The organism is Rathayibacter sp. PhB152 (assembly GCF_003751395.1).
GTDB classification, from domain to species: Bacteria; Actinomycetota; Actinomycetes; order Actinomycetales; family Microbacteriaceae; genus Rathayibacter; species Rathayibacter festucae.
The window spans coordinates 1-20,328 of the sequence record NZ_RJUT01000010.1 but is presented as its reverse complement, the minus strand read 5'-3'; the positions used below and the strand labels follow the sequence as shown (position 1 = coordinate 20,328).

The window sequence follows — 20,328 nt, the reverse complement described above, 5'->3', positions numbered from 1 at the left end:
CGCAAACAGCTCCGGCTCGCAGGATCCGCGCGATCGGGCGAGCCGAGGCGGATCCTGCGAGCCGGAGCAGGTGCGGCCGCGAGCCGGAGCGCGCGGTGCAGGGGGAGCGGGGAGCTACATGTTGATCATGTGGCCCTTGAGGCCGTGGAAGCCCTCCTGGAGCGCCTCCGACAGCGTCGGGTGGGTGTGCACGTTGCGGGCCAGCTCGGTCGCCGTGAGGTCCCACTTCTGCGCGAGCGTGAGCTCCGGGAGCAGCTCGGACACGTCCGGGCCGATCATGTGGGCGCCGAGGAGCTCGCCGTACTGCTTGCTCGCGATGAGCTTGACGAAGCCGGTCGGCTCGCCGAGGCCGTGCGCCTTGCCGTTGGCCATGAACGGGAAGGTCGAGACGGTGATCTCGTGGCCCTCGTCGGTCGCCTGCTTCTCGGTGAGGCCGAAGGAGGCGATCTGCGGCTGGCAGAACGTGGCGCGCGGCATCATCCGGTAGTCGCCGAGGGTCTGGGTCTCGGCTCCGGCGATGGTCTCGGCGGCGACGACGCCCTGCGCCTCCGCGACGTGCGCGAGCTGCAGCTTGGCGGTGACGTCGCCGATCGCGTAGATGTGCGGGACGTTCGTGCGCATGTACTCGTCGATGCCGATGGCGCCGCGCTCGGTGACCTCGACGCCCGTCGTCTCGAGGCCGAAGCCCTCGACGCGCGGGACCCAGCCGATCGACATGAGGACCTTGTCGACCTCGAGGGTCGACTGCGTGCCGTCCTTGCCGGTGTAGGTGACGGTGACGTAGCCGTCCTTGTCGACGACCGACTCGACCTTGGTGGAGGTGAGGATCTCGACGCCGAGCTTCTTGTACTGCTTCTGGATCTCCTTGGAGACGTCCGGGTCCTCGTTGGGGAGGGCGCGATCCATGAACTCGATGATCGTCACGTCGACGCCGTAGTTCTTCAGGACGTAGGCGAACTCCATGCCGATCGCGCCGGCGCCCACGATGGCCATCGTGTCGGGCAGCTCGCGGGTCATGATCTGGGTCTCGTAGGTGACGACGTTCTCGGAGAGCTCGACACCGGGGAGGAGGCGGACGCTCGCGCCGGTCGCGATGATCGCGTCGTCGAACGTCAGCGACTCGGAGCCGCCCTTGGTGAGCTGCACGTCGAGGCCCTGCGGGCCGGTGAAGGAGCCGGTGCCGTCGAACTCGGTGATCTTGTTCTTCTTCATCAGGAAGTGGACGCCCTTGGTGCGTCCGTCCGCGACGGTGCGGCTGCGGTCGAAGGCCACGCCGAAGTCGAAGGAGACGTCGCCCGAGATGCCGAACTGCTTCGCCTGCGCGTGGAAGATGTGGGCGAGCTCCGCGTTGCGCAGCAGCGCCTTGGAGGGGATGCAGCCCACGTTGAGGCAGACACCGCCCCAGTACTTCTTCTCGACGATGGCGACGGACTTGCCGAGCTGGGCGGCACGGATCGCGGCCACGTATCCACCGGGGCCTGCCCCCAGGACGACGACGTCGAAGTGCTGGGCCATGGATGATCCTCCATCAGAGTGGTGAGTTGTCGCGCGCGGGGAAGCACGCCGCTCTCCAGGGTACCGTTCCGCACCGACAGGACCCCGTGCTCCTCCGTGGGCGAACGGCCGGTCGGCGCGACGAGCGGGAATGCCGGCGGAGCTCCTGCGGTTGGGTCCCTCGGGCGACGAGGCCCTCCCTGTTCAGCGATCTCCGGAGAGAAGCACCCCATGACCGACACCGCCACCCGCACCGCCTCGACCAGCGCCCCGATCCTGGACGTCCTCGCCGAGCGCTGGAGCCCCCGCTCCTACGACGCCTCCGCGGCGATCGCGGACGAGACGCTGACCGCGCTGCTCGAGGCCGCCCGCTGGTCCCCCTCGGCGGGCAACTCGCAGCCGTCGCGCTTCATCGTCGCGCGCCGCGGCACTCCGGAGTTCGACAGCATCGTCGGCACCCTCGTCGGCTTCAACGCCGCCTGGGCCGGCTCGGCCGCCGCGCTGATCGTCGCGCTCGCCGAGACGGTCGACGAGAAGGGCGAGGCGCGCCCGTGGGCCGTTTACGACCTCGGCCAGGCCGTCGCCCACCTCAGCGTGCAGGCGCACCACGAGGGGCTGCACGTGCACCAGATGGCCGGCTTCGACAAGGACGGGATCCGCACGGCGTTCGGCGTCGACGAGCGCTTCGACCCGGTGACCGTCGCCGCCGTGGGCGTGCTCGCCGGCCCCGACGCGCTCGAGAACGACGTGCTCCGCGAGCGCGAGACCGCTCCCCGCACGCGCCTGCCGCTCGAGGAGCTCGTGCTCGTCCAGGCGTAGTCCGCTCCCCGAGGCCCCGTCGGCCGCCGCTCCGCGGTGCCGGCGGGGCCTTCGTCGTGCAGGGGTGCGCCTGTGTTACTCCGCGTGTCGTCGCGGCCGCCGAGGGATCGGCGCTCGTCCGTACGATCGGACGGTCCGCCCGCACGCCCCGCCTCGGAGCCCTCATGACCGGAACCCCCGCCCGCACGAGCCTGGCCTTCGACGCCGCGCTCGGCCAGTCGGCGTTCCCGGTGCGCTTCGACGGGGTCGGCCGCACCTTCGCCCCGGGCGCTCCCGTCCTGGCCGACGTCTCGCTCGACGTGCGCGCCGGCGAGGTCATCGCGATCCTCGGCCCGAGCGGCTGCGGCAAGTCGACGCTGCTGCGGATCGCCGCCGGCCTGGACACGGCGAGCGCCGGCACGGTGCTGATCGACGGGTCGTCGGTCTCGGGGATCGACCCGCGCTGCGCGGTCGCTTTCCAGGAGCCGCGCCTGCTGCCCTGGCGCTCCCTCGCGGCGAACGTCGCGCTCGGGCTTCCGCGCGGCACCTCGCGCGAGGCGGGCCGCACCGCCGTCGACGAGCTGCTCTCGCTCGTCGGCCTGACCGCGCACGCCGGCTCCCGGCCGCGCGAGGTGTCCGGCGGGATGGCGCAGCGCGCCTCGCTCGCCCGCGCGCTCGCCCGCAACCCGGGCGTGCTGCTGCTGGACGAGCCGTTCGGCGCGCTCGACGCGCTGACCCGCCTGCGGATGCAGGACCTGCTGCTCGAGGTGCACGCGGCCGCCCCCGCCACGATCCTGCTCGTCACCCACGACGTCGATGAGGCGCTGCAGCTGGCCGACCGGATCGTGCTGCTCGGCCGCGACGAGCCGGGCGGCGTCTCACGCATCCGGCAGATCATGACGGTCCCCGGTGCACGGCCCCGCGACCGCGGTTCCGCCGAGCTCGCCGAACGGCGGGTCGAGCTGCTCGAGGGGCTCGGGATCGAGCGGCACTAGGCCACTCCGCCCCTCCTTCCTCTCCTCCCCAGGCGCCGATCCCGCCCTCCGTCCACGGATCCCACCGCTCGCGGACATCCCGTCCGTCCGCTCCCGCACACTCGTCCCACTCCCCCACCGCACCGAAGTCGAGGCCCCCATGTCCTTCCCGTCGTTCAGCACCTCCCCGCTCACCCGCCGCACCGCGCTCGCGGGCCTGCTCACCGCCGCCGCGGTCCCGCTCCTCGCGGGATGCGTCCAGGGCGAGGGCGGCGGCGGCGCGGCCGCGGCGCCCGCCGCCTCCGACGGCTCGACCGCGAAGACCCAGGGCGGCACGCTGACGCTCGACTTCGCGACCTACAACCCGCTCAGCCTCGTCATCAAGGAGAAGGGCTGGCTCGAGGCCGCCCTCGCCGAGCAGGACGTCACGGTCACCTGGGTGCAGTCGGCCGGCTCGAACAAGGCCAACGAGGCGCTGCGCGCCGGGGCTATCGACGTCGGCTCGACCGCCGGCTCGGCCGCGCTGCTCGCGCGCTCGAACGGCTCGCCGATCAGGACGATCGACATCTTCTCCCAGCCGGAGTGGTCCGCCCTCGTCGTGCCCGCCGGCTCGGCGATCACGAGCGTCGAGCAGCTCGCCGGCAAGCAGATCGCGGCGACCAGCGGCACCGACCCCTACTTCTTCCTGGTGCAGGCGCTCGAGGCCGCCGGCCTGAGCATCGACGACGTCACCGTGCAGAACCTGCAGCACGCCGACGGCTGGGCCGCGCTGCAGAACGGCTCGGTCGACGCGTGGGCCGGACTCGACCCGATCATGGCGGGCGCGCAGGCGGCCGGGGCGACCCTGCTCTACCGCAACGTCGACTTCAACTCCTACGGGCTGCTCAACGCCACCGAGAGCTTCCTCGCGGCCAAGCCCGACCTCGCGCAGACCGTCGTGAACGCCTACGAGCACGCCCGCGCCTGGGCCCTGGAGAACCAGGAGGAGACGGCGAGCATCCTCGCGTCCGTCGCCGGTCTCGACGTCGCCGTGGCGACCACCGTGATCACCGAGCGCAGCAACCTCGACGTCGACAACGTGCCCGGCTCGGCCCAGACCGACGTGCTCGCCATCATCGGCCCGATCTTCGTCGCGAACGGCGACGTCGCCTCGCAGGAGCAGGTCGACGCGGCCCTCGATTCCCTGATCGACGACAGCTACGCGACGGCGGCCGATCCGTCCGCGATCGCCTGACGGCGCTCCTGACGCCCGCACCACCCCCGCACGACAGCACCGACCCGGGACAGACCGACCCGCGACAGCACCGGCAGCGACACCGACCGAGGAGACGACGATGGCGACACGCGACGACGAGACCGTGACCGACGCCGACCTCGTGCGCCGGAGCACCGGGCTCGTGCAGGCGCCGGGTGCGGTCGGCACCGCCGTGGTCGGTCCGAGCGTCGAGGCCTCGCAGAAGCGGCTCCGCGACGACGAGGCGGCGCACGCCCGGCCGCTCACCTCGCGGCGCTGGTTCCTGGTGGTGGGCGGGGCGATCCTCCCGGTGCTGCTGCTCGCGGCCTGGCAGATCGTCACCACCACCGGGATGGTGTCGGTCTCGGTGTTCCCGTCGCCGGCGATGGTCTGGGCGGCGGCGGTCGATCTCGCGCAGCGCGGCGACCTCGGGCAGGACGTCGCGATCTCGACCCAGCGGGTGCTGATCGGCTTCGGCCTCGGCTCCGCGCTGGGGCTGCTGGTCGGCGCGCTCTTCGGGCTCTCGCGGGTGTGGGAGGTCGTGCTGGCACCGACGCTCGGCGCGATCCGCGCGGTGCCGTCGCTGGCCTGGGTGCCGCTGCTGCTGCTCTGGATGGGGATCGGCGAGGAGTCGAAGATCACGCTGATCACGATCGGCGCGTTCTTCCCCGTCTTCACCACCGTCGCGACAGCCCTCGGCCACGTCGACCGGCAGCTCGTCGAGGCGGGCCGGGCGTTCGGGCTCTCCGGCGTGCGGCTGTTCACCGCGGTGCAGCTGCCCGCCGTGATCCCCTCGGTGATCGCCGGGCTGCGCCTGGCGCTCGCGCAGTCGTGGCTGTTCCTGGTCGCCGCCGAGCTGATCGCCTCGTCGATGGGGCTGGGCTTCCGCCTGACCGACAGCCAGAGCAACGGGCGGATCGACCGCGTCTTCCTCGCGATCATCCTGCTTGCCGTGCTGGGCAAGCTGACCGACTCGATCGTGGGCGTGTTCCAGCGCTACGCGATCCGGAAGTGGGCGTGAGGATGACCGGCACGGCGCGTCCCACGACCGACACGACCACCGGCACGACGACCACGGAGGCCCGCCGATGATCGAGACGATCGCGAACCTGCTCGAGGAGTCCCGCCGCTTCCCGGCGCCCGAGGCCTTCGCTGCGCAGGCGAACGTCGGCCCCCGCGAGCACGCCCGCGCCGCCGCCGACCCGGTGGCGTTCTGGGAGGAGGCCGCCCGGCGCCTGGATTGGGTCGAGCCCTGGCACACCGCGCACCGCTGGGAGCCGGCCGTCCCGCAGGAGGACGGCACGCTGTCGGTCCCGCGCGCGACCTGGTTCGAGGGCGGCACGCTCAACGTCGCCGTCAACTGCGTCGACCGGCACGTCGACGCGGGCCGCGGCGACAAGACCGCCCTGCACTTCGAGGGCGAGCGCGGCGACCGGCGCTCGATCAGCTACGCCGAGCTGCAGCGCGACGTCGCCCGCGCCGCGCACGCGCTCACCGCACTCGGCATCGGGAAGGGCGACCGCGTCGTCGTCTACCTCCCGGTGATCCCCGAGACCGTCGTGATCACCCTCGCCATCGCGCGGATCGGTGCGATCCACTCCCTCGTCTTCGGCGGCTTCTCGGCCGAGGCCGTCCGCTTCCGCGTCGAGGACACCGGCGCGAAGCTGCTCGTCACCACCGACGGCCAGTTCCGGCGCGGTGTCGCCGTGCCGGTGAAGGCGAACGCCGACCACGCGGTCGCCGGCGTCGCGTCGATCGAGCACGTGCTCGTCGTCCGCCGCACCGGCGACGAGACGCCGGACCTCCCCTGGACCGAGGGCCGCGACGTCTGGTGGCACGACGTCGTCGACGGGCAGAGCGACGTGCACGAGGCCGAGGCCTTCGACGCCGAGACGCCGCTGTTCATCATCTACACCTCGGGTACGACCGGGAAGCCGAAGGGGCTCGTGCACACCAGCGGCGGGTACCTCACCCAGGCTTCCTGGACGCACTGGGCCGTGTTCGACGCCAAGCCGGACGACGTGCACTGGTGCACCGCCGACCTGGCCTGGGTCACGGCGCACACCTACGAGATCTACGGACCGCTCTCGAACGGGCTCACCCAGGTGATCTACGAGGGCACGCCGAACACCCCGCACACCGCTCGGCACTTCGAGATCATCGAGCGCTACGGCGTCACCGTCTACTACACGGCGCCGACGCTGATCCGGACGCTGATGACCTGGTTCCCCGAGGGCGTGCCGTCCGAGTACGACCTCTCCAGCCTGCGCCTGCTCGGCACGGTCGGCGAGTCGATCAATCCCGAGGCCTGGGTGTGGTTCCACGAGCGGATCGGCGGCGGGCGCTGCCCGATCGTCGACACCTGGTGGCAGTCCGAGACGGGCGCGGCCGTGATGTGCCCGCTGCCGGGCGTCTCGACGCTCAAGCCGGGCTCCTCGCTGGGCGCCCTGCCCGGCCTCGGCGCCCTCGTCGTCGACGAGGCGGGCGAGCGGGTGCCGAACGGCTCCGGCGGCTACCTCGTGGTCGACCGCACCGGGCCGGCCCTCGCGCGGACGGTCTGGGGCAACCCGGAGCGGTACCGCGACTCCTACTGGGCCCGCTACGCCGACCGCGGCTACTTCTTCTCCGGCGACGGCGCGAAGTACGACGCCGACGGCGACATCTGGGTGCTCGGCCGGGTCGACGACGTCATCAACGTCTCGGGGCACCGGCTCTCCACCATCGAGATCGAGTCGGCCCTGGTGGCGCACCCGGCGGTCGGCGAGGCCGGCGTGGTCGGCGTCGAGGACGCGACGACCGGCCAGGCGATCGCGGCGTTCGTGATCCCGTCCGACGAGGCGATCGACCGCGCGGAGGAGGATCCCGCCTACTGGACGGCGCTCGAGGCCGACCTCTCGCAGGTGCTGCGCGAGCACGTCGCGACGGCGATCGGGCCGATCGCGAAGCCGCGCGACGTGGTCGTCGTCCCCGACCTGCCCAAGACCCGCTCGGGCAAGATCATGCGCCGCCTCCTCGGCGACATCCGCGACGGCCGCGCCCTCGGCGACGTCACGAGCCTCCAGGACGACACCGTCCCGGAGCGAATCGCCCGCATCGTCGCCGCGCGCGGCTGACCCGGGCTCAGCGCAGCGCGGCTGCCGCTGCAGCGACACGATCGAGGAGCGCCGCACGCAGATCGTCGACGAACTCCGGGTCCATCGCCCGCAGCGCCGGGTCCGAGCAGAGTGCACGGATGTGGTCCGGTGCTGCGGCGACGAGCTCGGTGATCCGGTCTCCGAAGCGGTCGGGGTCCAGATCACGCGCCGCGGCTTCCGTCCGCCACTCGAGTCCCCCGATCTCGGCGAGCCGGTACGTGCCGGCCACCTTCTGCGCCAACCGCATGCGCTCCGAGCGGTACCGGTCGTACGGGGTCAGTGTGGCGATGTCGTAGAGCGGTGCGAGGGCGATCTGCCGTCCCGACAGCAGGACGGAGTAGTTCTTCGCATGGGCGTCGGGCGCCGCGATCAGCCAGTTGAAGGCGACGCCGAGGAGCAGCCGCTCGATCGCGCGCTGCGCCTCGTCCCTCGGCAGCTGCCTGCGGAGAAGCGCCGCCATGCGTCCCAGTCCGGGGCCGCCGTCGTCCTCGTACTTCTGGGACGGCATGACGGAGAGCGCCTGGCAGAAGTCCTCCTGGTGGATCCGGCGCAGGCCACGCGCGCTCCCTTCCGGCGGACGGGCTTCCGCCACGCGCAGACGGTCGTACCGCTCGACGACGACGGCGGTCTCGCCGTCGAACCGATCGATGCGGGAGCGCGCGGCTACCAGCCCCAGGCGCGCGGCGAGCGTGAGGCATACGTGCTCATTCACAGCGCTTCCCCGGAACTCCGGGATCCCCGGCTTGACGATGTGCGTCGTCGGCGTCGCGCCCGTCGGCAGGGCCCACGCATCGTCTTCTCGCAGCAGGCCGAATTTGGCCTGGGCGCCGCCGAGACTGAACCGACCGTCGCGATCGTCGAACGTCCATCTGCTCGGATCCGCGTTCATTGCACGGATCTGCGCTCCGATCTGCGTATCGCTGAGCCGGGAGAGGCCGCCGTGACGCTCGAAGGTCGCCTCGTTCTCAGGACGCACGAACTGCACGGCTCCCGCGCAGTCGAGCCCGTAGTGCTGGAGCAGGGTGAACGGATTGTGCTCGTCGGCCTGCGGCCGGGCGTCGAGCGCCCACCGCCGGAGCGTCTCGGCGTTGTCGGGCAGGAGCCCCCAGAGGAAGGGCTCGACCGCCTCGGGCCCGTACTCCCGTGGACCGACAGGCAGCGAGAGGGACAGCGGAGTGGGCGTGCGGCGCGCCAGGTACGGCCGGTCGTAGCGGAACGTCGACGACCGGACGTCGCATCCGAGCACTCCGGCACGGACACCGTCGACGAAGACGAGGAGCTGCCGCGTCACGTGGATGCTCCGTCCGTGAATCCGCGGAGGTACGCCTGAAGGTCGAGACCGGCCGGCTCCTCCGTCCGCTGGTGGGCGTCCTCGGGGGCGAAGACGTCCGCCTCGAGTCCGAGCTCGAGGAGGACGCGGAGGACCGCGGCCAGAGCCGCTCGTTCCTTGCCCTGCTCGATCGCGACGATCGACTGCCGGGAGAGACCGGCTCGGTCGGCCAGGTCCTGCTGGGTGCAGCCGAGCTGTCGACGCCGTGCTCGGATCACCGCGCCGATGTCCTCGGCGGTGCGAACCGCTGACATGTGCCGCTCCTTCCCTCGCGATGCTGCGCCAGGGGCGCGTGTCCATGATCGTTGTCACCGGTATTTCTGTCTACGTTCGGCGACATATCAAGAATGTCGCGAGACGGCGACATTCCCTGCTCGGGGGATCCTGCAGCTCGCGCAATGGGCCCCATTGCAGGCTGATCGAGTTCTCCGCGCAGCGGGCGTATCGAGCGGAGGGGGCGCCTCCGGCGCCACCGCAGGGCGGGGAAGAGGCCGACGTGCATGTGGTGGGTGGGTCTCGATACGCCCCTGCGGGGCTACTCGACCAGCATGTCTGCGGGCGTCTCTGCCAAGTAGATCCACCGGCGTCGGAAGACGAGTATGCAGACCCGTCCTGCTGGTGGCGGCCGGCCTCGATACGCCCCTGCGGGACTGCTCGACCGGCATGCGTGTGTGCAGGCGGGGCTGCTCGACCCGCAGGACGGTGTGCACCGCCCGAGGCTTGCGGTCGCCTGCGAAGCGGGGCGGGGCGGGGGCATCGGGAGTAGCGTTGTCGCGTGCGCGATGTCCAGCAGCGAATCATCTCCGAGCTCCACGTCTCCCCCTCCGTCGACCCGGCCGCCGAGGTCGAGCGGCGCAGCGGCTTCCTCGCCGACTACCTCCGGCACACCGGCGCCAAGGGCCTCGTGCTCGGCATCAGCGGCGGACAGGACTCGAGCCTGGCCGGCCGGCTCTGCCAGCTCGCGGTCGAGCAGGTGCGCGCGGAGGGCGGCGACGCCTCCTTCATCGCGGTGCGGCTGCCCTACAAGGTGCAGGCCGACGAGGAGGACGCCCAGCTCGCGCTGACCTTCATCCGGCCCGACCGCCAGGTGACGTTCGACATCCACGCCGGGGTCGACGGCATCGCCTCCGCGTTCGGCGACGCGGTCGGCGAGCCGATCTCGGACTTCGTCAAGGGCAACGTCAAGGCGCGTGCCCGGATGGTCGCGCAGTACGCGATCGCCGGCCAGGCGGGCATGCTCGTCGTCGGCACCGACCACGCGGCGGAGGCGGTGACCGGCTTCTTCACCAAGTTCGGCGACGGCGGCGCCGACGTGCTGCCGCTGACCGGCCTCACGAAGCGCCAGGGCCGCTCGATGCTCGTGCACCTCGACGCCCCGGCCCGGCTCTACGAGAAGGCGCCGACCGCCGACCTGCTCGACGAGAACCCGGGCCAGACGGACGAGTCGAACCTCGGCCTGGTCTACGCCGACCTCGACGAGTACCTCGAGGGTGGCGACGTCGCGACCGAGGTCGCCGAGGCGATCGAGGCCCGGTACCAGGCGACCGAGCACAAGCGGCAGGTGCCGCTGTCGATGTTCGACGACTGGTGGCGCGCCTCCGCCGTGTACACGCCCGGCAACCACTGACGCCGCAGGCCCACTGACAGCACGAGCCGCCCCGGGGATCCTCCGGGGCGGCTCGCTCGTTCAGAAGGGGCGGCGGCTCAGTCTGCGGCGCGCGCGTTGTAGACGAGCACGTCGCCCGCGTCCACGTGCGCGCGATAGGCGCGGAAGACCTCGAGCGCCTCGTCGCGGAGCACGCCGTCGACGACCTCGATGCCGCGCGCCTCGAACTGCGCGGCCCAGTCCTCGCGCATCGGGCCCTCGTCGAAGGTGGAGATCTCCTCCAGCTCCGGGCCGGACCCGGCGACGACCAGCCGGCGCACGCCCGACCACAGCGTCGCTCCGTAGCACTGCACGCAGGGCCGCCAGTTGACGACCAGCTCGTGCGCCGGCAGGCCCTCGCCGCCCAGGTCCCACGAGCCGAGCGCGGTCTGCGCGAGACCGAGCGCGGTGACCTCCGCGTGGCCGGAGGAGACCCCGCTGCCCAGGACGACGTTCACGCCGACCGAGACCACGCGACCGGAGTCGCGCTCGACGACGATCGCCGCGAACGGGCCGCCGTTGCCCTCGCGGAAGTTGCGATCGGCGAGCGCGTGCACGAGGGCCATGCGGTCCTCGCGCTCGGGCAGGTACTCGGGGACGTCGCGCACGGCGTCCTCGATCCAGGCGGGCAGGGCGATCTCGTAGCGGGTGGCGAGGCGGTCGATGTCCATGCGTCCATGCTCCCATCCGGCGCAGCGGCACCCCGCACGGCCCGATCCGCCGTCCGGTCGGGCCCGGATCGCGGGCCCTCAGACGCCCAGGGCCCTCCCGAGAGCGGCCGCCTTCGCCGCCCAGAACCGCTTCGCCACGCCGGTGCGGGAGAAGAGTGCGTCGAAGCCGTGGAACGCGCCGTCGACGATCTCGAGCTCGCAGGGCACTCCGGCGGCGCGGAGCCGCTCGGCGTAGCGGACGTCCTCGTCGTGGAAGAGGTCGAGGGTTCCGACGCCGATCCACGCGGGCGGGAGGCCCGAGAGGTCGTCCCGGCGGGCGGGCGCGGCGTACGGCGAGACGTCGGGGCCGCCGGGCTCCGCGCCGAGGTAGGACGTCCAGCCGAAGCGGTTGCTGCCCGGCGTCCAGACGCGGACACCGCGGGACGCCGGCGCAGGACGGGTGACGGTGCGGTCGTCCAGCATCGGGTAGACCAGCAACTGGAAGGCGGGCTGCGCTCCCCCGCGGTCGTGGGCCAGGAGGGTCGCGCCCGCGGCCAGGCCGGCGCCCGCACTCGCGCCGCCCAGCGCGATCCGCTCGGGGTCGACGCCGCGCTCGTCGGCGTGCGCGGCGAGCCAGTGGAACGCGGCCAGCACGTCCTCGAGGGCGGCGGGTGCCGGGTGGGCGGGGGCGAGCCGGTAGCCGACCGAGAGGACGGTGATGCCGAGGGTGCGGGCGAAGGCGATGTTCGACGCCTCGTCGTCGAAGCGGCTGCCGAGCACCATGCCGCCGCCGTGCACCCAGACCAGCGCGGGCGCGGCCCCGCGGAGGGTGCGCGGTCGGTAGCTGCGCGCCGGGACCGAGTGGCCGTCCGGTCCCGGGATCTCGAGGTCCTCGACGAGCAGGTCGGGCGGCGCCTCCCCGCCGACGGCGGTGCGCCGGGTGGCGAGGCGGAGCAGCCGCGGTCCGAGCACGATCGGCGGGACGAGGCGGCCGAGCGCGAGGTCGGGGTGGAAGCGCGGTGCGGCGCCGCGCGCGGACCCGCTCATGCCCGCGGGTCCGAGACGAGCGGCAGCACGTCGTCGTAGTGGCCGGGCACGACCGCCGGCTCGACGTCGTAGACGCGCACCGCGTCGCCCTCCGCGCCGTGCGCCGGCGGCCAGGGCAGCTCCTCGCCCCGGACGAAGGCCACCAGCTCGCCGTGCATCACCGTGGCGAGCGCCGCAGGCGGGTCCTCGCCCAGGACGCGGGCGGTCGCCTCGGCGTCGAGGTGGTCGAAGAAGAACGGCAGGTCGAGGCAGTGCGACGCGCCGCCGGTCGCGGGCGAGAGCCGGTCGAAGGCGTAGAGCCAGGTCGGCGCCGGGCCTGCGGCACGGTTCCGTGCCGCCTGCAGCACCGCGCGGCGGAAGAGCAGGTCGGTCGTGCGGGGCGCCGCCCCGGGCTCGCGCTGGAGGCGCGGGCTGTCGAACTCGTCGGCGGTCGCCCCGATCAGGAGCGGCTTGTCGAGGCCGGTCGTCGCGGTCGCCGCGGACACGGGCAGGGGCAGGAGCGCGTCGCCCGAGACCGGCGCGAAGACGATCGCGTGACCCGAGCCGGGCATCATCGTGAGCGCGGCGGTCTCGGAGAGCCCGTCCTGGTCGAGCGAGGCGAGCGCGGCGCGGGTGGGCTCGACGCCGAGGGCGTGCGCGAAGGCGGCGAGCTGCTCCTCCGCCTCCTCGATCGGGACGCTGCGATCGGTCGGCGAGATCGCGACGGCGCGCGCGAAGAGCTGCTGTGCCGCGGCGCAGCCGAGCAGGGTCAGCACGGCGCCGCCGCCCGCGGACTGGCCGGCGATCGTGACCCGCCCGGGGTCGCCGCCGAACACGCCGATGCTCTCGCGCACCCACTCGAGGGCGGCGAGCCAGTCGCGGACGCCGCGGTTCGCGTCGCCCTCGACGACGCCGAAGCCGTCGACCCCCAGCCGATAGGCGGCCGTCACGACGATCACGCCGTCGCGCGCGAAGGCCGAGCCGTCGTGCCAGTCGCTCGAGGCCGCTCCGGTGACGTAGCCGCCGCCGTGCAGGTAGACGAGCACCGGGAGCGAGCCGGCCGGCTCGGCCGGGGCGAACACGTTCAGCGTCAGCGTGTCCTCGCCCGGGATGGAGTGCTCGGGGATGGTCGTGAACTCGAAGGGGCGGCCGCGCTGAGGGGTCGCGCCGTAGGCGTCCGCCTCGAAGACGCCGTCGAACGGCGCCCGCGGCTCGGGCGCGTGGAACCGGCGGTCGCCCACCGGCGCCTGTGCGAAGGGGACGCCGAGGAACCGGGCGACGCCGTCCTCCGCGACTCCGGCGACGACGCCGCAGGGCGTCTCGACCTCGATGCGCACGGTCGGCTCCCGCTACGGCCGCACGAGGGTCTTGATCGCGCGGCGCTCGTCCATCGCGGCGTACGCCTCGGCGATCTCCTCGAGCGGCAGCTCCAGGTCGAAGACGAGGCCCGGCTCGATCGCGCCGCTCAGCACGTCGGGCAGCAGCTCCGCCATGTAGCCGCGGACCGGCGCGACGCCGCCGTTGACGCCGACGTTCGAGCCGAACATCTGGCGCACGGGCAGCTCCGGCCCGCCGTTGGGGACGCCGACGTAGCCGACCATGCCGCCGGGGCGGGCCGAGTCGAGCGCCTGCTGCATCGACTCCTTGGTGCCGACGCACTCCAGGACGCAGTCCGCGCCGATGCCGTCGGTGAGCTCGCGGACGCGGGCCACGCCCTGGTCCCCGCGGGTGTCGACGATGTGGGTCGCGCCGAAGCGGGTGGCGAGCGCCTGGCGGGACTCGTGCCGCGACATCGCGATGATCGTGGTCGCGCCGAGGCGCTTGGCCGCGAGCACGGCGCAGAGGCCGACCGCGCCGTCGCCGACGACCGCGACCGTGGAGCCCGCGGTGACGCCGGCCGAGACGGCGGCGTGGTGACCGGTGCCCATCACGTCAGCGAGGGTGAGCAGGCTCGGGATCAGCTTCGGGTCGACGTCGGTGCCGACCGGGAAGAGGGTGCCGTCGGCGAGCGGGACGCGGACCTTCTCGCCCTGCGCACCGTCGGCGAAGCCCTGCTCGCCGACCTCGGCGCCCCACCAGCCGCCGGTGAGGCAGGAGGTCGAGACGCCGTTGGCGCAGTTCGCGCAGGTGCCGTCGCAGACGTAGAAGGGGGCGATCACGAAGTCGCCGACCGCGATGTCGTGCACGTCGTCGCCGATCTCCTCGACGACGCCGACGAACTCGTGGCCGATGCGGTGCGCCTCCTTCGTCGGGGTGACGCCGCGGTAGGGCCAGAGGTCGGAGCCGCAGACGCACGCGGCGGTGACGCGGACGATCGCGTCGCGACCGGTCGAGAGCACGGGGTCGGGCACCTCCTCGAGTCGGACGTCGCGCTCGCCGTGGATGATCGTTGCTCGCATGAGGACTCCTGCTCGAGAGGGGGTGGGGGCTCGTCCACGGTACGCCGCTCGCGCGGAGCGACAGGTGCCGGGCCAGGGGCTTGCACGAACGTCCGCGCGCGCTACGGCGGCGCGTCCCGCCAGCCGTCGGCGCCGACGACGACGTGCGCGACGAACCGCAGCCCGCAGGCCGCGCACGCCTCGGCGAGCGCCCGGGTCGCGGCGAGGTCGGAGGAGAGGACGTCCGCCGCGCCCGCGTGGCTGTGCGCGAGGCCGACGCCGGCCGCACCGCGCGCCAGCACCTCGGCGAGGACCTCGGCGACCGGCACCTCCGCGTGGGTGGGCGGCCCGTCGGCGAGCGCGATCACGTCGCGGACGGCCCCGGCGGCGGTCAGCGCGACGGCGAGCACGGTCTCGGTCGGCCGTGCGGCGAGCAACGGCGTCACCAGCTCGGCGAGGCCGGCCGCATCGACGACGCGCGCGGCCCGTCCGGCGCGGTTCATCCTCCGCCGCAGCTCGAAGGACGCGACGATGCGGCAGGCGGCGACCTCGCCGACGCCGCGCTGACGGACGAGGTCGGCGACCCCCGCCCGCGACACCGCGTCGATGCCGCCGAAGCGCGCGAGCAGACGCTGCGCGACGACCGTGGCGTTCGCCCCGCGGACCCCGCTGCCGATCAGCACGGCAAGCGTCTCCGCGTCGGTCAGCGCCTCCGGACCGCGGGCGCGGAGCCGCTCGCGCGGCCGCTCCTCGGGCGCGAGGTCGGCCATGCGCGCGCCGGCGGCGGGAGAGGGGGCGTCCATGGGCGGGACGCTACCCGCCGACGCGACCCCGGCGAGGCGCCCGGGCGACGACTGTGGACGGACCGCCCGCGATCGCCCCCTGTGGAGGAGCGACCCTCGCGCATCCCTCCCGCGAGTCCTCAAAAGTTGCGGTAGTGGCGCGCGACTACCGCAACTTTTGAGGACTGGGAGAGGAGGGTCGGGGCGGGACGGGGGCCACAGGCGGGGCGGACCGGGCGGCGTCGCCCGGCCTACGGCGTCGTGAGGCCCGCGGAGACCAGCAGGCCGTCCGGGCCCGCGTCGACGAGCACCACGTCGCCGTCGCGGATGGAGCCGTCGAGGAGGGCCGTCGCCAGCCGGTCGTCGATCTCCTGCTGCATCAGGCGGCGCAGCGGGCGGGCGCCGTACTGCGGGTCGTAGCCGCGCTCGGCCAGCCAGCCGCGGGCGGCAGGCGTGACGGCGAGGTCGAGACGCCGCTCCGCCAGCCGGCGCGAGAGCCGGTCGACGTAGAGCGAGACGATCTCGCCGAGCTCGGTGCGGTCGAGCGCCTCGAACACGACGATGTCGTCGAGCCGGTTCACGAACTCGGGCTTGAAGGCCTGGCGCACCATCTGCTGCACCGCCTCCACCTTCTGCGGGCGGGTCAGCGACTGGTCGACCAGGAACTGCGAGCCGAGGTTCGAGGTGAGGATGAGGATCGTGTTGCGGAAGTCGACCGTGCGCCCCTGACCGTCGGTGAGCCGGCCGTCGTCGAGCACCTGCAGCAGCACGTCGAAGACCTCGGGGTGCGCCTTCTCGATCTCGTCGAGCAGCACGACCGAGTACGGCCGGCGGCGCACCGCCTCCGTCAGCTGGCCGCCCTGCTCGTAGCCGATGTAGCCGGGAGGGGCGCCGACGAGCCGCGAGACGGCGAACTTCTCGCCGTACTCCGACATGTCGATGCGCACCATCGCCTTCTCGTCGTCGAAGAGGTGGTCGGCGAGCGCCTTCGCCAGCTCGGTCTTGCCGACGCCGGTCGGTCCGAGGAAGAGGAAGGAGCCGGTGGGCCGGTCGGGGTCGGAGACGCCCGCGCGGGTGCGGCGGACGGCGCCGGCGACGGCCGAGACCGCCTCGTTCTGGCCGATCAGGCGCCGGTGCAGCTCGGTCTCGAGGTGCAGCAGCTTCTCGGTCTCGCCCTGCATCAGCCGACCGACGGGGATGCCGGTCCAGGCGGCGATGACCGCGGCGATGTCGTCCGAGGTGACCTGCTCGTTGACCATGCGGCCCTCGGCCGGCTGCTCCTCCTGCTCGGCGGCCGCGAGCTCGCTCTCGGCGGCGGGGATGTCGCCGTAGAGCAGGCGCGAGGCGCGCTCGAGGTTGCCCTCGCGCTGCGCCCGCTCGGCCGCGATCCGGAGCGCGTCGAGCCGGTTCTTGAGATCACCGATGCGGTTGAGGGAGGCGCGCTCGCGCTCCCAGCGCTGCTGCAGCTCGGCGAGGTGCGCGCCGCGGCGGGCGAGGTCCTCGCGCAGCGTCTCCAGCCGCGCCTTCGAGGCCTCGTCCTTCTCCTTCTTCAGCGCGAGCTCCTCGAGCTTCAGCCGGTCGACGGAGCGGCGCAGCTCGTCGATCTCGACCGGCGCGGAGTCGATCTCCATCCGCAGGCGCGAGGCGGCCTCGTCGATCAGGTCGATGGCCTTGTCCGGCAGCTGGCGCGCGGTGATGTAGCGGTTGGACAGCGAGGCGGCGGCGATCAGCGCGGAATCGGCGATCGCGACCTTGTGGTGCGCCTCGTAGCGCTCCTTCAGCCCGCGGAGGATGGCCACCGTGTCCTCGACCGTCGGCTCGCCGACGAAGACCTGCTGGAAGCGGCGCTCCAGGGCCGCGTCCTTCTCGATGTACTGCCGGTACTCGTCGAGCGTCGTGGCGCCGATCATCCGCAGCTCGCCGCGGGCCAGCATCGGCTTGAGCATGTTCGCCGCCGCCACCGAGCCCTCGCCGCCGCCGGCGCCCATCAGGGTGTGCAGCTCGTCGATGAAGGTGATGATGCGGCCACCGGAGTCGTTGATCTCGGCGAGGACGGCCTTCAGCCGCTCCTCGAACTCTCCGCGGTACTTCGCCCCCGCGATCAGCGCGGAGAGGTCGAGGCTGACGAGCCGCTTGCCCTTGAGGCTGTCGGCGACGTCGCCCGCGACGATCCGCTGCGCGAGCCCCTCGACGACCGCCGTCTTGCCGACGCCGGGCTCGCCGATGAGCACCGGGTTGTTCTTGGTGCGACGCGTGAGCACCTGGCTGACGCGGCGGATCTCGGCGTCCCGTCCGATGACCGGGTCGAGCTTGCCGCTCGCCGCGATCGCGGTCAGGTCGACGCCGTACTGCGCGAGCGCGGACGACTCGTCCTGCTGGGGTGTCCGACCGGCCTGCATCTGCATCTCCTCCTTGCGGTTCGAAAGTTGAGTTCGGGTGACTCAAGTTTACGCCCGTCGGAGCCGCCGCGGGGGAGGCGGCGACTTCTCGAGAAGACGGCGCCGCCGGTCAGGCGGTGAGGCGCCCGTCGCCGAGGCCGCCGCGGAGGGAGCCGAGCGCGTCGCGGAGGACCGCGCGCAGCCGCGACTCGCGGACGCCCGTGAGCGCGGCGATCTCGGGCTGGGAGTAGCGGCCGGCCACGGCGAGCAGCAGCAGCTCGCGGTCCGGGCAGGCCAGCGCGAGGAGCCCCTCGGCGAGCGGGCGGCGCGAGCCCTCCCGGGAGGAGCCGAGCGTCTCGCAGAGCACCTCGAGCAGCCAGAGCACCGGCTCCGGGGCGCGGGCGCCCTCCCGGGCACGGCGCCAGACGGCGGCGAAGGCCTCGGTGCAGAGCCGGTCGCGCGTGGAGGCGTCGGCGTGCACCGTGGCGATCGAGGCGGAGAAGAGCCCGCCGAAGCGGTCGAACAGCTCGGCGAACGCGGCACGGTCACCGGTCGCGACGGCCCGGAGCAGGCGCGCGGCCGTCTCGGCCAGGGCAGGGCGGACCCGCTCCGCGCTCGCGTCGTCGCTGTCTGCATGCATCTGCACAGAGTGTCACTGGAACGCGGACCGGGGCACTGCTTGCGATCACACCCGTCAGGGGGTAGCGGCCCCGCACCGCGCTCCCCCGCCACGGCTCCGCGCTCTCCTGCGGCGGCCCGCCGGGGATCACCGGCCTCACGGTCGCGAAGAACGACACGGGGCCCGGATCGGTCTTCGGCGCGCACGGGCGGGCCTGGCGGCGGTGATCGCCCCGACACTCCCGATCGGCGTGCTGACGCCGGGATGTCGAGCTGATGCGGCGACGGCCGCGCGGAGGGGCGCTCACGCGCCAGCCTCCCGCGCACGCGTGCTGCGAGTCCGGAGAGGTCACTACCGTCCTTCGGATGAGCATCTGGACGCGACCCGCATCCGACCGTCGACCGTCGCGAGCGTGCTCGGCACTCCTCGTCGCTCTGACGCTCCTCGCCTCCCTCGTCGCACCCCTGGCGGAGGCGACACCGGCGCGGGATCCCGCGGCCGCCGCGCAACCGCTCCGCGTGGACGTCCGGAACCCCGGTGCTGCGGGCCTGACCCTGCGGCACCCGTACTCCGCCCAGCCCTACACGGTCGTCGAGGTGTCCCCCGGCATCGGGGTGACGAACCGGTTGTCCCCCACGAGCGGGACACTGTTCGCGTCCGACGGGACGCTCCTGAGCGATGACCGGTTCCAGCTGCTCGTGAATCGCGTCTCGGACGTCATCGACCTGATCCGTACGACCCCCACGGGGAACGCGGCGCTGAAGGCGATCCCGAATCTCCTCGGACCGTCGGCGAAGGGCGTCTGGACGGTGCCGCGTCCGAACGGAGCCCAGGGGCGCACGTCCGCGGTGCAGATCGTGTTCGCCGAGGGAGCCGACACGGCTGCAGGCGCGAACGGTGAGCAGGCCGTGGCGGAGGGGCCGGCCGGCTCGGGGAGCATGATCGTCCTGGGCCGGGGGACCTGGTCCGACACGGACGCCGGCGACTACGCGTGGTTCGACCCCGAGACGGGAGCGGCGAGGATCGTGAGGCCCGTGGAATCGGTGCAGCACGAGCTGATGCACGCCATCGCCGATCTCGGCGGGGGGACTCCGGCGATGCGCTCCGTCGACGTTCCGACCGCGGCCTGGCGGGAGTGGCCGGTCGCCGGCGCCGCCGACGCGACCGCCATCGTCGAGGTCGCCCTCGCTGAGCTGTTCACGCAGGGAGGCCCGCTCGGGCTGACGGCGGCGCGGGAAGCGCTGACCTCACCGGGTCCGTCGGGGGCGGCGCCGGAGTTCACGACGGAGGAGTTCCCCTCGATCGCCGTCGACCCGTGGATGCTGCGCGCCAACCGGTACGCGACGGACCGGTTCCTCGCCGCCGATACTCCGAGCTTCGAGCGGGAGGGATGGCTGAGAGCCGCTGCCGCTCGGTTGAGCATCGCGATCCGTCCGCCGACGGAGGCCACCTTCTCGCGGGAACGGGGCGTGCCGGGACGTCCCGAGTACCAGCCCAGCACCGTCCACGTCGACGGCGGGAACCACACGCTGATCCCCCTCTCGATCACCGGCGGTTCGACGCCATGGGAAGCGCCGGACCTCCGTCAGTGGCCCGGCGTCGCGCCGGCCCATGGGACGTGGGAGACACCGCATCTGACTGCACCGACCGTCCCGTCCGAGAACACCCCGGGTGGCTCCGCCGCTCCCGGCGGATCGGCGGACTCCGACGACGGCCTGCCCCGAGTCCACTGCGCTGCGTGCTCGGCGACCGGTGGCCGTCTGCTGTCGGCTGAGGATGCGGCGGCCTTCAAGGCGCGGGTGGCGGCGGAGGTGGGGTCGGCGTTCGAGGGTCCGCGGGCGGTGCAGCGGCGGGTGCTGGCGGATCCGGTGGGGGATGCGATCCGG

The 20,328-nt window shown here is 73.2% G+C and carries 17 protein-coding genes; 7 read left to right on the top strand and 10 right to left on the bottom strand.

All coding sequences use genetic code 11. From position 1 onward, the window contains the following. Positions 1-114 precede the first annotated feature (114 nt). Positions 115-1,515, bottom strand: a complete 1,401-nt coding sequence (gene lpdA, locus EDF36_RS19200) for a dihydrolipoyl dehydrogenase (protein WP_123734246.1) — start codon at positions 1,513-1,515, stop codon at positions 115-117. 210 nt (positions 1,516-1,725) lie between these two features. Between lpdA and EDF36_RS19195 the strand changes: the two genes are divergently transcribed. From EDF36_RS19195 to acs, 5 genes are all read left to right on the top strand, one after another. Further along, the gene (locus EDF36_RS19195) at positions 1,726-2,313 is read left to right on the top strand and encodes a nitroreductase family protein (protein WP_123706035.1); all 588 of its coding nucleotides are present in this window, start codon (positions 1,726-1,728) and stop codon (positions 2,311-2,313) included. 164 nt (positions 2,314-2,477) lie between these two features. After that, positions 2,478-3,287: an ABC transporter ATP-binding protein gene (locus EDF36_RS19190; protein WP_123447155.1), complete on the top strand. Its 810-nt coding sequence runs from the start codon at positions 2,478-2,480 to the stop codon at positions 3,285-3,287. A 139-nt stretch (positions 3,288-3,426) separates the two neighbouring features. After that, positions 3,427-4,500, top strand: a complete 1,074-nt coding sequence (locus tag EDF36_RS19185; protein ID WP_123734245.1) for an aliphatic sulfonate ABC transporter substrate-binding protein — start codon at positions 3,427-3,429, stop codon at positions 4,498-4,500. Between the two features lie 100 nt (positions 4,501-4,600). Then, positions 4,601-5,521 carry an ABC transporter permease gene (locus EDF36_RS19180; protein ID WP_123447157.1) on the top strand — a complete coding sequence of 307 codons (921 nt, stop codon included), beginning with the start codon at positions 4,601-4,603 and terminating at the stop codon, positions 5,519-5,521. Positions 5,522-5,588: 67 nt separating this feature from the next. Then, on the top strand, positions 5,589-7,613 hold the full coding sequence (acs, locus tag EDF36_RS19175; protein WP_123734244.1) for an acetate--CoA ligase: 2,025 nt from the start codon (positions 5,589-5,591) through the stop codon (positions 7,611-7,613). A gap of 7 nt (positions 7,614-7,620) precedes the next feature. Here acs and EDF36_RS21020 read toward each other — a convergent pair whose 3' ends face one another. Then, positions 7,621-8,925, bottom strand: coding sequence for a type II toxin-antitoxin system HipA family toxin (locus EDF36_RS21020; RefSeq protein ID WP_260300809.1), 1,305 nt, complete (start codon positions 8,923-8,925; stop codon positions 7,621-7,623). After that, entirely contained in the window at positions 8,922-9,218 is a 297-nt protein-coding gene (locus EDF36_RS21465; RefSeq protein WP_123734243.1) for a helix-turn-helix domain-containing protein, read from the bottom strand. The genes EDF36_RS21020 and EDF36_RS21465 overlap by 4 nt, the downstream gene beginning before the upstream one ends. 521 nt (positions 9,219-9,739) lie before the next feature. On the opposite strand from EDF36_RS21465, the gene nadE reads away from it, so the two are divergent. Then, positions 9,740-10,591, top strand: a complete 852-nt coding sequence (nadE, locus tag EDF36_RS19150) for an ammonia-dependent NAD(+) synthetase (protein ID WP_123734242.1) — start codon at positions 9,740-9,742, stop codon at positions 10,589-10,591. 77 nt (positions 10,592-10,668) lie between these two features. On the opposite strand, the gene EDF36_RS19145 is transcribed toward nadE, so the two are convergent. The 7 genes from EDF36_RS19145 to EDF36_RS19115 form a co-directional block, all read right to left on the bottom strand. After that, a complete protein-coding gene (locus EDF36_RS19145; protein ID WP_185020568.1) occupies positions 10,669-11,280 on the bottom strand; it encodes a nucleoside deaminase in 612 nt (203 codons plus the stop codon). Between the two features lie 78 nt (positions 11,281-11,358). Next, positions 11,359-12,306 carry an alpha/beta hydrolase fold domain-containing protein gene (locus tag EDF36_RS19140; RefSeq protein WP_123734241.1) on the bottom strand — a complete coding sequence of 316 codons (948 nt, stop codon included), beginning with the start codon at positions 12,304-12,306 and terminating at the stop codon, positions 11,359-11,361. Next, on the bottom strand, positions 12,303-13,622 hold the full coding sequence (locus tag EDF36_RS19135) for a carboxylesterase/lipase family protein (protein ID WP_123734240.1): 1,320 nt from the start codon (positions 13,620-13,622) through the stop codon (positions 12,303-12,305). Before EDF36_RS19135 ends, EDF36_RS19140 begins: the two co-directional genes overlap by 4 nt. Before the next feature lie 12 nt (positions 13,623-13,634). Next, positions 13,635-14,684: a zinc-dependent alcohol dehydrogenase family protein gene (locus EDF36_RS19130; protein ID WP_123706044.1), complete on the bottom strand. Its 1,050-nt coding sequence runs from the start codon at positions 14,682-14,684 to the stop codon at positions 13,635-13,637. Between the two features lie 101 nt (positions 14,685-14,785). Continuing rightward, on the bottom strand, positions 14,786-15,466 hold the full coding sequence (locus EDF36_RS19125) for a RadC family protein (RefSeq protein WP_123734239.1): 681 nt from the start codon (positions 15,464-15,466) through the stop codon (positions 14,786-14,788). Between the two features lie 230 nt (positions 15,467-15,696). Beyond that, complete coding sequence (locus tag EDF36_RS19120; protein WP_123734306.1) at positions 15,697-17,844, bottom strand: ATP-dependent Clp protease ATP-binding subunit; 2,148 nt, start codon at positions 17,842-17,844, stop codon at positions 15,697-15,699. Between the two features lie 109 nt (positions 17,845-17,953). Next, positions 17,954-18,463, bottom strand: a complete 510-nt coding sequence (locus EDF36_RS19115) for a hypothetical protein (RefSeq protein WP_133963559.1) — start codon at positions 18,461-18,463, stop codon at positions 17,954-17,956. Positions 18,464-18,807: 344 nt separating this feature from the next. On the opposite strand from EDF36_RS19115, the gene EDF36_RS21460 reads away from it, so the two are divergent. Beyond that, a partial coding sequence (locus EDF36_RS21460; protein WP_185020567.1) for a hypothetical protein occupies positions 18,808-20,328 on the top strand: 1,521 nt, incomplete at its 3' end.